The sequence below is a fragment of the Neisseria sp. Dent CA1/247 genome (assembly GCF_022870825.1).
In the GTDB taxonomy this organism is placed as follows: domain Bacteria; phylum Pseudomonadota; class Gammaproteobacteria; order Burkholderiales; family Neisseriaceae; genus Neisseria; species Neisseria zoodegmatis.
Genome location: NZ_CP091522.1, coordinates 1,897,920 through 1,911,503, shown reverse-complemented (window position 1 = coordinate 1,911,503; position 13,584 = coordinate 1,897,920). Strand labels below are relative to the sequence as shown.

The window sequence follows — 13,584 nt, the reverse complement described above, 5'->3', positions numbered from 1 at the left end:
TTTTATGATATATCGCGATGAAAAATCCAAACAGAAGGTAGAAAATATGTTGAAAAAAACCGCATTCCGTGCCGGCTCGGCAGCTTTGGTTTTCATGTTGGGCGCATGTTCGTGGCTGCAACAGCCCGCAGCGCCTGTCGTATCGGGTTCGGCAGGTTCCGCTTCGACAGGAGCAGAAAAAACTAATCCTTACGGTGCAAAGCCTTATGATCCGAATGCGGCCGGAGCGGGTGCAGCTCCCGCTCCTTATACTCCGCCTGCTGCAACGCCGGCTCCGGCTTCCGGCGGTGGTGCCTACATACCTTCCAATGCACCCGTTGACATCAATGCCGCGACGCATACCGTAGTGCGCGGTGACACGGTTTACAATATTTCCAAACGTTACAACATCACGCAAGATAATCTGCGTGCATGGAACAATCTGGCAGACAACACCATCAGCGTAGGCCAAGTTTTGCGTGTTAAACCCGCGGGTTACACCGCTCCGGCGGCAACCGCGCAAACCAAAACGCAAACTCCTCCGCCCGTGGTTTCCACCAGCGCTCCGTCTTCACGCCCGCAAATTTCCGAGCCGGCTAAAACGCCCAGCGTTTCTACCGGCAGCGTCCGCACCGTATCCGGCGTAACTTGGCAGCGTCCGACTACCGGCAACATCATCACCCAATTCGGCGGCAACAGCAAAGGCGTGGATATTGCCGGTACAGCAGGTCAAGCGGTGGTATCGGCGGCAGACGGTAAAGTGGTTTATGCCGGTTCAGGCTTGCGCGGCTACGGTAATTTGGTGATTGTTCAGCACAACCAAACCTTCCTGACCGCTTACGGACACAACCAAAATCTTTTGGTTAAAGAAGGCCAAACCGTAAAACGCGGCCAAACCATCGCCCGCATGGGTAACAGCGATGCTGACCGCACCAAGCTTCATTTTGAAGTGCGCCAAAACGGTAAGCCTGTGAATCCGACTCAGTTTGTGGCGTTTTAATGTGAATTGGTCAGATTGACAATCTGAGGCCGTCTGAATTTTTCAGACGGCCTTTTGCCCATCTGACGAATGGTTCACAGTATGTTTGAAATAATCACTATAATGGCGGGGCTATACGGTTTCAAAAATATTCTGAATAAAACGGAGAAACAGAGAATAGGGAAACGACATGAATATAAGCAGTATAAAAACCAATAAAAACGTTCAAAACCTTTGGAAGCCGGTGCTGATTGCTCTGGTGGTTTTTGTTTTGGGGTACAGCTTTTGGTACAGCGGCCCGTGGTTGAAATTGTGTTACGGCTTGGCCTTGTTTCTTTTCGGCATGCAATGTATCGAAGAAGGCTTGCGCAACGCCGCCGGAGGCACGCTGGAAAAGTTGATGGCGAAAAGTACTTCCACGCCGGCCAAAGGTTTGGGTTTCGGTGTCGGTGCTACGTTTATTCTGCAATCGAGCACGCTGGTGTCTCTGTTGACCATTGCGTTTTTGAGTACGGGGCTGATTACGCTCGCGGGCGGTATTGCCGTTATTTTGGGTACCAACTTGGGTGCGACCAGCGGTATTTGGTTGCTGGCGCTGGCGGGGCAGAGTATCAGTTTGAGCCCGGTGGCCGTGCCTATGCTGGTGTTCGGTATTTTGGCCGGATTTTTGAATGTCAAAACCAAAACCATAGGCCGTGTGTTGGTCGGTATTGCGCTGATTTTTTTAGGTATTGATGCTATTAAAGACGGTTTTCACGCTTTGGGCGGACAGGTTGATTTATCGACAATTAAAGCCGGCGGCTTGACCGAAATTGCGGTGTTTAGCGCCATCGGTTTGCTGTTGACGATTGTGTTGCAGTCTTCCCATGCTACGCTGATTTTAACTTTGGCGGCATTGTCGGCAGGTCAGATTAGCGTGGAGCAGGGTTTTGCCATTGCAATCGGTTCGAACGTGGGCAGCAGTGCTTCTACCGCTTTTGTGGGTATGCTCGGCAGCGACCGCAGCGGGCAGCGCCTCGCGTTGGCGCATTTGCTGTTTAACTCTGTAACCGCGGTGTTGTCGTTGTTGCTGTGGTTGCCGTTAACCAAGCTGGTAACGCTGTTGGCAGGTTCGACGGGTATGAGCAGTCTGCTTCAATTGGCTCTGTTTCATACTCTGTTTAACGGCTTGGGTTTGGCGGTGTTTTGGAAGCTGCAAAACCGCTTGGCAGACCAGTTGATGAAATGGCTGCCGGAAAAAACCGAAGGTACGCACTTTTTGCCGGAAGATAACCGCACACCGGTGCGTGCTTTGTATCTGAGTCCCAACATGCTTCGTTCGGGTGATACGGCTTTGCGTGCGGTATTTAAGGAAATAGGCCACCTGAACGCAGTCAGCTTGGAAGTCATCTGCCACGCTTTGTTTGTGCCGGTCAGCAAGCTGTATGAAGAAGGGTGGGATACCGATCAGGATTTGCCCGTTCCGCTTCCTCCTTTGCATTTGGATGCGCAGGCTTATTACGAATCGCAAATCAAGCCGCTTTACAGCGAGCTTTTGGACTTTACCAGCAAAATCGATATCGAAGGTGACGATCAAAATCAAGAGCTGACGACCGCACATATGGCTGCGTTTCAAATGGTGGAAATCGTTAAAGAGAGCAAGCACCTGCAAAAAAACCTGCAACGCTATCTGCAAGAGCCTGATGCCGCCGCCGCGCGCGACTATATCCGTTTGCGTAAGCATCTGTTTAAGACTTTAATATTGTTCCGGCAGATTACTGCGCTGCCCGTGCATAGCGGGAAGTGGCGGGAGCAGGTGGCATTATTGTCAAAACACGTTGATTCGCTGGAAACTTTCCGGGGCAGAGCGTTGGTCAAACTGCGCAACAAGCAAATCAGCGGTTGGGAAACTTCTTCTCTGATGAACGATATCAACTACGCCCGCCGTATCGGTTGGGGTGTGCAGGAAATCATCAATATGTCCAATCTGGACTTTTCACACAGGGCAACAGCCAATGCAGCGGCTTAATTAATATTGAGGCCGTCTGAAAATAAACCTGATATGAGTTTGACAAACAAAGGTTTCTTATCTGACCAACATGCAGAGCCAAGCAGTTTGGTGCTACATGTCGATTCGTCGTGGCCCGAAGCATTTGTACCGGGGGCGGTGATAGAAGTCGGCTTGAGCGGCGGAGTAGATTCCGTGGTGCTGCTTTACATTTTGGCAGCTTTGCGGGAGAAACGAGGAATCATGTTGAAGGCGGTACATGTTCATCACGGATTGAATCGTCGGGCGGATGAGTGGGCAGATTTTTGCCGCAGATACTGTCAGGATTTGGATGTGCCTTTGCGTGTAGAACATGTTGATGTGAAGCCGAACAGCCGTTTGGGTGTTGAAGCAGAGGCGCGCAAAGAACGTTATCGTGTGTTTTCAGACGGCCTCAGCAAAGTAGTCGCGTTGGCGCACCATCAAAACGATCAGGTTGAAACCTTTATGTTGGCCGCGTTAAGGGGAGGCGGTCTGAGGGCTTTGTCTGCCATGCCGCGTATGCGTTTGTTGAACGCAACCACGCAAATTTGGCGGCCGCTTCTCGATATTCCGCGTATCGAACTGGAAAAATATGCGGCTGAAAACGGGTTGGAGTATATAGAAGACGACAGCAATCAAAATCCAGCATTTTTGAGAAATTGGCTGCGAAATGAAGCTTTGCCGCTATGGCGCGAGAGAGTGCCGCATTTGGATAGTCACGTCATCAGCAGTATTAAATCGCTGCAAGGCGAATTGGCGCTGTTGAATGAAGTGATTGCGGAAGATTATGCGGATATTTGCCGCAGCGGATGGTTTGATATTGAGCGTTGGAAATCATTGAGCCGGCTTCGGCGCCATCAGCAGCTGCTTCATCACGCCAAAACCAACGGCTTGGGTATTCCGCGTGCAGAAAGTGTAGAAGATTTTGCGCGAACTTTGGCACAAGCCGCGACTGCCGAATGGTCTCTGCCGCAAGGGAAGATGTATGCCTACCGAGGGCGTTTGTTTGCCCAGAAAAACGGCTGGGAAAATGCCTGCCCTTGGGTGAAAAACGGTGGGATTCAGCAGGGCCGTCTGAAAGATATTATTCAAAAAAACAGTTTTACGCTTGATAGGCATTCGTTTGGATTATGTGAAGAAGTGTTGGATGGCTTGTGTATTATTCGTTCTGCAAATGCCGATGATGCTATTGAACTTGCCGTTGGTCGTAAAAATGTTTGGAAAATTTTACAAGAGCGCAAGATACCCCCGTTTGCACGTCGGTATTGGCCGGTTGTTATCGACAGTCAAAACAGGTGTGTGGCTATTGCCAATATTTTGGTAAACGTTCATTATGGCTGCCGCAACGGCTCTATGGTCGTCTTTAGCAAATTTAATCAGTTTATTTTGGAACCAAAGTAAAGGTAAAGTGTCACAGTACTGCAATGCACGCTTTGCCTTTTCTGTATTGGTTGTTCGATTATAGTAAGGGTTTTAAGTATGAATGATCGTAAAATCGATCAGGCACTGGTAGAGCGGGCGCAAAAAGGCGAACACAGAGCGTTTGAGCTGCTGGTGTCTAAATACCAGCGCCGTTTGACTAGATTGCTCTCCCGTTTCATCAAAGATGAGCATGAAGTCAACGACGTTGCACAAGAAGCCTTAATAAAAGCCTATCGGGCATTGCCGAATTTCCGCGGAGAAAGTGCGTTTTATACGTGGCTTTACCGCATCGGCATTAATACTGCTAAAAACTTTTTGGCTACTTCCGGAAAACGGCCGTTTGTAAGTACGGATGTTGCCAATGATGAAGGGGATGTTCTCGATTTAGCCAATCAGCTCGCTGATGATCACACACCGGAAGCAGAGATGATGAATCGGGAAATATTAGAAACTGTAGAAGCAGCAATCACTAAGTTGCCGGACGACTTACGGAAAGCCATTTCTTTACGGGAAATGGATGGTTTGTCTTACGAGGAAATAGCTCAGATAATGGACTGTCCCATCGGTACTGTTCGCTCGCGGATATTCAGAGCACGCGAGGTAATCGCTAAAGATTTAAGGCCGTTGTTGGATACGTCTGAAGACCAAAGGTGGTAAATAAAATGAATCAAAATAAAGACTATGAATTTGTCTCTGCCGCCATGGATGATGACAATTTGTCAGAGGAAATGCTGGATAAACTGTTGTCTGATGATGAAGCACAGCAAAAATGGCGTGAATATCACATTATTCGCGACTGCATGCAACGTGCCCAGTCAAGCATGGGTAAAGACATACAATTCATCAAAGAGGAAAGTTTTGAAGTTGCGGAAAAACCTTCTGCCGCTGCAAAACAACAAGGAACACAATCTCAAACTGCAAACAGTCAACAGCAACGCAAGGCGGCTAATTGTATGTTTGGCGGTTTTGCCGTAGCTGCAAGCGTGTTGGCTGTGGCTGTGGGTGTATGGCAATTTTTCCCGTCGGGAAATCAAGGCGATTCTGAAATGGTTGCCGAGCAAGTTGCACCTAGCGGAAACGATCAAAGCGGTATCGTTTCGGTTGGCGGTAAGGCAAAGCAGGTTAGTACGGATGCTGTTGCCAATGCGGAAGCGCAAGGTGCAGTTGTGCCTAATGCTGCCCGAGCCAACCAAGCGGAAGCTGTTGAAAGCAAAGCTGTGAGAGTAGAGAAAGTTCAGCAAGAGAGTATGGCTAGTGAAGCGAAGTAATTCACTGCTAAATCATCGTTGAATTTTAGAGGCCGTCTGAAATATTTTCAGACGGCCTCTGTGTATTGGCTTTATTTGGAGCGTAGTTGTTTGGCGGCTTCAATAGCATAATAAGTCAAAATGCCGTCTGCTCCAGCGCGTTTGAAAGCCAGTAAGCTTTCTAAGATAACCTTATTGCCGTCGAGCCAACCGTTTTGAATGGCAGCCTGAAGCATGGCGTATTCTCCAGATACTTGATAGGCATAAGTCGGTACACCAAATTCATCTTTAACACGTCGGATAATGTCTAAATACGGCAGCCCCGGCTTTACCATAACCATATCGGCACCTTCTTGAATGTCTAAAAAGACTTCATGAAGCGCTTCATTGGAATTGGCCGGATCCATTTGGTAAGTAAATTTATCTGCTTTTCCTAAGTTTGCAGAGCTGCCAACAGCATCGCGGAATGGCCCGTAAAATGCAGAAGCGTACTTTGCAGAATAGGCCATAATGCGGGTGTGTATATGACCGGAGTCCTCCAGTGCTTCTCGAATAGCGTCAATGCGCCCATCCATCATATCTGAGGGGGCGACTACTTGCGCACCTGCTTCAGCGTGGCAAAGTGCTTGTTTAATAAGCACTTCAATGGTTTCGTCATTAAGCACATAACCATTTTTATCGATTAAGCCGTCCTGACCGTGAATGGTATAAGGATCAAGCGCAACATCCGTCATGATGCCTAAATCGGGAAATGTCTCGCGAAGTTTTCTGACAGCTGTTGGAACAAGCCCTTCAGGATTGTAAGCTTCCTCGGCAGTTTCTGTTTTGTTTTTGGTTACAACAGGAAATAAAGCCAGCATTGGAATGCCGAGTGAAACAGCTTCTTCGGCTGTATATAAAAGTTTGTCCAAGCTTTGTCTTGTTACGCCCGGCATGGATGTAACAGCTTCTTCTTGATTTTGCCCCTCTAAAATGAAGACGGGGTAGATTAAATCGTCGGCAGTCAGACTATGTTCTCTCATTAATTTGCGGGAAAACTCATCTTTACGCATACGGCGCATTCTTGTAGAAGGAGTAAATCTGTTTGGAAAATTCATATATAAACACCTTACGTTTGGTTGTTTGCTGCATTTTATTTGGAATGTTAATAAATAAAATGCAAAATTATTTTTAGATGCTGGTACATTTATCGAACCATATACTTCATCAGTTAAGTAATCAAGTTTGATATGAAGTGGTTGGATATTTGAATGAAGATGAAAATTGTTTTTTGAAGCGTTTGAATAAAAATTTTTTAAAAAATAATTCTCATAATAAACAGCGATATGTGATTTTGGGTGTAATTTTTTTCGTTTTGGCGGTTGACGGGGGTGCGGGCGGATGTGTATAGTTCGATTTCTTCGCTGCTGACACAGCAGCAACCGTTCTTTAACAACACAGATTACCGATAAGTGTGAGTGTCTTTGGGCCTCATACTGCGACAAAAACAGAGAGACAAGATTATACATTGTCTGTCAGTTACTTTGAAGCAGACCAGAAGTTAAAAAGTTAGAGATTGAACATAAGAGTTTGATCCTGGCTCAGATTGAACGCTGGCGGCATGCTTTACACATGCAAGTCGGACGGCAGCACAGAGAAGCTTGCTTCTTGGGTGGCGAGTGGCGAACGGGTGAGTAATGCATCGGAACGTACCGAGTAGTGGGGGATAACTGTCCGAAAGGATGGCTAATACCGCATACGCTTTGAGAAGGAAAGCAGGGGCTCTTCGGACCTTGCGCTATTCGAGCGGCCGATGTCTGATTAGCTGGTTGGTGGGGTAAAGGCCTACCAAGGCGACGATCAGTAGCGGGTCTGAGAGGATGATCCGCCACACTGGGACTGAGACACGGCCCAGACTCCTACGGGAGGCAGCAGTGGGGAATTTTGGACAATGGGCGCAAGCCTGATCCAGCCATGCCGCGTGTCTGAAGAAGGCCTTCGGGTTGTAAAGGACTTTTGTCAGGGAAGAAAAGGTTGTGGTTAATACCCATGACTGATGACGGTACCTGAAGAATAAGCACCGGCTAACTACGTGCCAGCAGCCGCGGTAATACGTAGGGTGCGAGCGTTAATCGGAATTACTGGGCGTAAAGCGGGCGCAGGCGGTTACTTAAGTCAGATGTGAAATCCCCGGGCTCAACCTGGGAACTGCGTTTGAAACTGGGTGACTAGAGTATGTCAGAGGGGGGTAGAATTCCACGTGTAGCAGTGAAATGCGTAGAGATGTGGAGGAATACCAATGGCGAAGGCAGCCCCCTGGGATAATACTGACGTTCATGCCCGAAAGCGTGGGTAGCAAACAGGATTAGATACCCTGGTAGTCCACGCCCTAAACGATGTCAATTAGCTGTTGGGCAACTTGATTGCTTAGTAGCGTAGCTAACGCGTGAAATTGACCGCCTGGGGAGTACGGTCGCAAGATTAAAACTCAAAGGAATTGACGGGGACCCGCACAAGCGGTGGATGATGTGGATTAATTCGATGCAACGCGAAGAACCTTACCTGGTCTTGACATGTACGGAATCCTCCAGAGACGGAGGAGTGCCTTCGGGAGCCGTAACACAGGTGCTGCATGGCTGTCGTCAGCTCGTGTCGTGAGATGTTGGGTTAAGTCCCGCAACGAGCGCAACCCTTGTCATTAGTTGCCATCATTTGGTTGGGCACTCTAATGAGACTGCCGGTGACAAGCCGGAGGAAGGTGGGGATGACGTCAAGTCCTCATGGCCCTTATGACCAGGGCTTCACACGTCATACAATGGTCGGTACAGAGGGTAGCCAAGCCGCGAGGTGGAGCCAATCCCACAAAACCGATCGTAGTCCGGATTGCACTCTGCAACTCGAGTGCATGAAGTCGGAATCGCTAGTAATCGCAGGTCAGCATACTGCGGTGAATACGTTCCCGGGTCTTGTACACACCGCCCGTCACACCATGGGAGTGGGGGATACCAGAAGTAGGTAGGGTAACCGCAAGGAGCCCGCTTACCACGGTATGCTTCATGACTGGGGTGAAGTCGTAACAAGGTAGCCGTAGGGGAACCTGCGGCTGGATCACCTCCTTTCTAGAGAAAAGAGGCTGAGAGGCACTCACACTTATCGGTAAACTGTGATATTAAAGATGCGTTTAAGCTTGAAGATGTGCTGCATGAATTACTTTTAAGCCGAGCATGACCGAAAAGGTTATTCGGATTAAGAAGGATGGTTGTTGGCATATTGGAAAGCAAAGAGACCTTGGGTTTGTAGCTCAGCTGGTTAGAGCACACGCTTGATAAGCGTGGGGTCGGAGGTTCAAGTCCTCCCAGACCCACCAGACATTCTCAAAGCAAGAGTAAGCAGTATCGATACTTGAGTAAGAGTATGGGGGCATAGCTCAGTTGGTAGAGCACCTGCTTTGCAAGCAGGGGGTCATCGGTTCGATCCCGTTTGCCTCCACCAAACATTTAAAGACTTTACAAATTAAAGTTAGCTGCTACAATGCGCAGCTCATTTTAATTTGCGAAGTTTGAGACAAAAGTTTGTTTCATATAAACGCATTGATCTTTAACAAATTGGAAAGCCGAAATCAACAAACAAAGACAATGTCGGCTTACTGTAACAGGTAAGCCGCAGTATTTGGGTGATGATTGTATTGACCGGATTGTGAAACACAAAAGGCACAGTTCGGTACACAACAAGCAGTAAGCTTTGTCAAAGTAGAGTCTTCAAGTTGCGTAGGTAGTCAACGCCGAAGCAACGAAGTCAGAGAGGTTCTTGAAATGATAGAGTCAAGTGAATAAGTGCATCAGGTGGATGCCTTGGCGATGATAGGCGACGAAGGACGTGTAAGCCTGCGAAAAGCATCGGGGAGCTGGCAATAAAGCTATGATCCGGTGATGTCCGAATGGGGAAACCCACCGTATTTTGTACGGTATCCTTATCTGAATACATAGGATAAGCGAAGCGAACCCGGAGAACTGAACCATCTAAGTACCCGGAGGAAAAGAAATCAACCGAGATTCCGTAAGTAGTGGCGAGCGAACGCGGAGGAGCCTGTATATGATAGCTGTTGAGATAGAAGAACAAGCTGGGAAGCTTGGCCATAGTGGGTGATAGCCCCGTATTCGAAATTTCATCAGTGGTACTAGGTATACGACAAGTAGGGCGGGACACGTGGAATCCTGTCTGAATATGGGGGGACCATCCTCCAAGGCTAAATACTCATCATTGACCGATAGTGAACCAGTACCGTGAGGGAAAGGCGAAAAGAACCCCGGGAGGGGAGTGAAATAGAACCTGAAACCTGATGCATACAAACAGTGGGAGCCTATTAATTGGGTGACTGCGTACCTTTTGTATAATGGGTCAACGACTTACATTCAGTAGCGAGCTTAACCGGATAGGGGAGGCGTAGGGAAACCGAGTCTTAATAGGGCGATGAGTTGCTGGGTGTAGACCCGAAACCGAGTGATCTATCCATGGCCAGGATGAAGGTGCCGTAACAGGTACTGGAGGTCCGAACCCACGCATGTTGCAAAATGCGGGGATGAGCTGTGGATAGGGGTGAAAGGCTAAACAAACTCGGAGATAGCTGGTTCTCCCCGAAAACTATTTAGGTAGTGCCTCATGTATCACTTCCGGGGGTAAAGCACTGTTATGGCTAGGGGGTCATTGCGACTTACCAACCCATGGCAAACTAAGAATACCGGAAAGTGCAATCATGGGAGACAGACAGCGGGTGCTAACGTCCGTTGTCGAGAGGGAAACAACCCAGACCGCCAGCTAAGGTCCCAAATGACAGATTAAGTGGTAAACGAAGTGGGAAGGCCCAGACAGCCAGGATGTTGGCTTAGAAGCAGCCATCATTTAAAGAAAGCGTAATAGCTCACTGGTCGAGTCGTCCTGCGCGGAAGATGTAACGGGGCTCAAATCTGTAACCGAAGCTGCGGATGCACCTAGTGCATGGTAGGGGAGCGTTCTGTAGGCCGATGAAGGTGACTTGAGAAGGTTGCTGGAGGTATCAGAAGTGCGAATGTTGACATGAGTAGCGATAAAGCGGGTGAAAAGCCCGCTCGCCGAAAGCCCAAGGTTTCCTACGCAACGTTCATCGGCGTAGGGTGAGTCGGCCCCTAAGGCGAGGCAGAAATGCGTAGTCGATGGGAAACGGGTTAATATTCCCGTACTTGATTCAAATGCGATGTGGGGACGGAGAAGGTTAGGTTAGCAAGCTGTTGGAATAGCTTGTTTAAGCCGGTAGGTGGAAGACTTAGGCAAATCCGGGTCTTCTTAACACCGAGAAGTGATGACGAGTGTCTACGGACATGAAGTAACCGATACCACGCTTCCAGGAAAAGCCACTAAGCTTCAGTTTGAATTGAACCGTACCGCAAACCGACACAGGTGGGCAGGATGAGAATTCTAAGGCGCTTGAGAGAACTCGGGAGAAGGAACTCGGCAAATTGATACCGTAACTTCGGGAGAAGGTATGCCCTTTGATGTGAAAGACTTGCTCTGTAAGCATTGGAGGGTCGCAGAGAATCGGTGGCTGCGACTGTTTATTAAAAACACAGCACTCTGCTAACACGAAAGTGGACGTATAGGGTGTGACGCCTGCCCGGTGCTGGAAGGTTAATTGAAGATGTGCAAGCATCGGATCGAAGCCCCAGTAAACGGCGGCCGTAACTATAACGGTCCTAAGGTAGCGAAATTCCTTGTCGGGTAAGTTCCGACCCGCACGAATGGCGTAACGATGGCCACACTGTCTCCTCCCGAGACTCAGCGAAGTTGAAATGGTTGTGAAGATGCAATCTCCCCGCTGCTAGACGGAAAGACCCCGTGAACCTTTACTGTAGCTTTGCATTGGACTTTGAAGTCACTTGTGTAGGATAGGTGGGAGGCTTAGAAGCAGAGACGCCAGTTTCTGTGGAGCCGTCCTTGAAATACCACCCTGGTGGCTTTGAGGTTCTAACCCAGGTCCGTGATCCGGATCGGGGACCGTGCATGGTAGGCAGTTTGACTGGGGCGGTCTCCTCCCAAAGAGTAACGGAGGAGTTCGAAGGTTACCTAGGTCCGGTCGGAAATCGGACTGATAGTGCAATGGCAAAAGGTAGCTTAACTGCGAGACCGACAAGTCGAGCAGGTGCGAAAGCAGGACATAGTGATCCGGTGGTTCTGAATGGAAGGGCCATCGCTCAACGGATAAAAGGTACTCCGGGGATAACAGGCTGATTCCGCCCAAGAGTTCATATCGACGGCGGAGTTTGGCACCTCGATGTCGGCTCATCACATCCTGGGGCTGTAGTCGGTCCCAAGGGTATGGCTGTTCGCCATTTAAAGTGGTACGTGAGCTGGGTTTAAAACGTCGTGAGACAGTTTGGTCCCTATCTGCAGTGGGCGTTGGAAGTTTGACGGGGGCTGCTCCTAGTACGAGAGGACCGGAGTGGACGAACCTCTGGTGTACCGGTTGTGACGCCAGTCGCATCGCCGGGTAGCTAAGTTCGGAAGAGATAAGCGCTGAAAGCATCTAAGCGCGAAACTCGCCTGAAGATGAGACTTCCCTTGCGGTTTAACCGCACTAAAGAGTCGTTCGAGACCAGGACGTTGATAGGTCGGGTGTGGAAGCGCAGTAATGCGTGGAGCTAACCGATACTAATTGCTCGTGAGGCTTGACTCTATCATTTGAAGGACTTTGGATAGTTTCTTTGAATAAGCTTGCATCAGTCTTGTGAGACTGATACACATCACCGTTGATTAAAGAATAAATAAGTGGAAGCGAGCTTCCATAACGGCTTACCGATTTGTACAGTTTACGTCTGGCGGCCATAGCGAGTTGGTCCCACGCCTTCCCATCCCGAACAGGACCGTGAAACGACTCAGCGCCGATGATAGTGTGGATACCCATGTGAAAGTAGGTCACTGCCAGACACTTATTCCGAACCCCCGATACTTGTGTATCGGGGGTTTTAGTATTGCGGTCGTGGACAGGAAAATTTATTGGGTTCGGATGACGGCTCATAAGGTTAGTTTGCCGGCAGGCTTGTGCGCAATAGGCACAGAAGCCGAGAAGGCCGGTATATGGCGGATCAAAGGGGGGCGGAGTGGTAATGGAAAGACAGCGTGTTGTTGGGGAGCGACAATGTTCTCTATGTATATAGTAACCAGAGTTAAAAGTATTTGAAGGGTGTTGGGAATCTGTTTATGATGGTTCGGACTGCCTGTGCGGGCAGTGTGAGGTATATTGCCTGTTGGTAGAGGCCTCAGGTATGACACATTACGGAAAACCATCAAGAAGGATTTAGAAGATGAAGAAATATTTAGCGGGTGCGCTGGCTCTGTTGTGGTCGGCGGTATCGCTGGCGGCGGTGAATATCAATACGGCGACGGCGGAGGAATTGAAGGCGCTGCCGGGTATCGGTCCGTCGAAGGCGGCGGCGATTGTGGAATACCGTCAGCACAACGGCCAGTTTAAGAGTGTCGACGATTTGAAGAATGTGAAGGGTATCGGCGAGGGTATTTTAGCCAAGCTGCGCGATGAGGCGACGGTGAGCGGTGGCAAGAAACCGGTCAAAGCGGCGGTGCCGGAGCTGAAGGAGAAGGACAAAGAGAAGCGCTGATAGAGCCTAGGTTTGCTATCGGCTGAATTGGTAGATTGGTGCTGTTTGGTTGGCAGTGGACATAGTATAGAGAGCGGCCGGATGCGGGAGTGTCCGGCCGCTTCGTTTGGGTGGAAGCAGGTGATTGATTGGCAACCGATCGGGCATTACCTGAACCATTAAAGAACCCGCTACCTTCGAGACCACCGCAGCCAGCCAGCCTATCCCCTGCTATCTATCTTCAAAGCCATTTTACTCGGCTAATGACACAGCCTTTCTGCTCCTGAATTCGAACACAGCTTGAGGCTTTTGCAAAAGTTTTCTTTCAAATAAAAAACGCTGAAA

General features: G+C 49.1%; 7 protein-coding genes, 2 tRNA genes, 3 rRNA genes and 1 pseudogene. 12 read left to right on the top strand and 1 reads right to left on the bottom strand.

Translation table 11 applies throughout. The features are described 5' to 3' along the window. Positions 1–46: 46 nt before the first annotated feature. From LVJ85_RS09395 to LVJ85_RS09375, 5 genes are all read left to right on the top strand, one after another. On the top strand, positions 47–979 hold the full coding sequence (locus LVJ85_RS09395; RefSeq protein ID WP_244739215.1) for a peptidoglycan DD-metalloendopeptidase family protein: 933 nt from the start codon (positions 47–49) through the stop codon (positions 977–979). Positions 980–1,148: 169 nt separating this feature from the next. After that, entirely contained in the window at positions 1,149–2,966 is a 1,818-nt protein-coding gene (locus LVJ85_RS09390) for a Na/Pi cotransporter family protein (protein ID WP_244739213.1), read from the top strand. 33 nt (positions 2,967–2,999) lie between these two features. After that, positions 3,000–4,367 carry a tRNA lysidine(34) synthetase TilS gene (gene tilS / locus LVJ85_RS09385; protein ID WP_244739211.1) on the top strand — a complete coding sequence of 456 codons (1,368 nt, stop codon included), beginning with the start codon at positions 3,000–3,002 and terminating at the stop codon, positions 4,365–4,367. A 78-nt stretch (positions 4,368–4,445) separates the two neighbouring features. Further along, positions 4,446–5,045: an RNA polymerase sigma factor RpoE gene (gene rpoE / locus LVJ85_RS09380; protein WP_085364446.1), complete on the top strand. Its 600-nt coding sequence runs from the start codon at positions 4,446–4,448 to the stop codon at positions 5,043–5,045. Positions 5,046–5,050: 5 nt separating this feature from the next. Then, a complete protein-coding gene (locus tag LVJ85_RS09375; protein ID WP_244739202.1) occupies positions 5,051–5,656 on the top strand; it encodes a sigma-E factor negative regulatory protein in 606 nt (201 codons plus the stop codon). 71 nt (positions 5,657–5,727) lie between these two features. On the opposite strand, the gene hemB is transcribed toward LVJ85_RS09375, so the two are convergent. Continuing rightward, positions 5,728–6,732: a porphobilinogen synthase gene (gene hemB, locus LVJ85_RS09370; protein WP_244743151.1), complete on the bottom strand. Its 1,005-nt coding sequence runs from the start codon at positions 6,730–6,732 to the stop codon at positions 5,728–5,730. A 460-nt stretch (positions 6,733–7,192) separates the two neighbouring features. On the opposite strand from hemB, the gene LVJ85_RS09365 reads away from it, so the two are divergent. From LVJ85_RS09365 to LVJ85_RS13470, 7 genes and pseudogenes are all read left to right on the top strand, one after another. After that, positions 7,193–8,733, top strand: a 16S ribosomal RNA gene (locus tag LVJ85_RS09365). Positions 8,734–8,904: 171 nt separating this feature from the next. Beyond that, a tRNA-Ile gene (locus LVJ85_RS09360) sits at positions 8,905–8,981 on the top strand. A 49-nt stretch (positions 8,982–9,030) separates the two neighbouring features. Continuing rightward, positions 9,031–9,106, top strand: a tRNA-Ala gene (locus LVJ85_RS09355). A gap of 327 nt (positions 9,107–9,433) precedes the next feature. Further along, positions 9,434–12,320 (top strand): 23S ribosomal RNA (locus tag LVJ85_RS09350). Positions 12,321–12,458: 138 nt separating this feature from the next. Then, positions 12,459–12,571 (top strand): 5S ribosomal RNA (rrf, locus tag LVJ85_RS09345). The 16S, 23S and 5S rRNA genes sit together here with 2 tRNA genes alongside, the layout of an rRNA operon. Positions 12,572–12,948: 377 nt before the next feature. Further along, positions 12,949–13,260 carry a helix-hairpin-helix domain-containing protein gene (locus tag LVJ85_RS09340; protein WP_244739194.1) on the top strand — a complete coding sequence of 104 codons (312 nt, stop codon included), beginning with the start codon at positions 12,949–12,951 and terminating at the stop codon, positions 13,258–13,260. Positions 13,261–13,377: 117 nt separating this feature from the next. After that, positions 13,378–13,500, top strand: a pseudogene (locus LVJ85_RS13470) (IS5/IS1182 family transposase); the annotation flags it as partial. Positions 13,501–13,584: the final 84 nt, after the last annotated feature.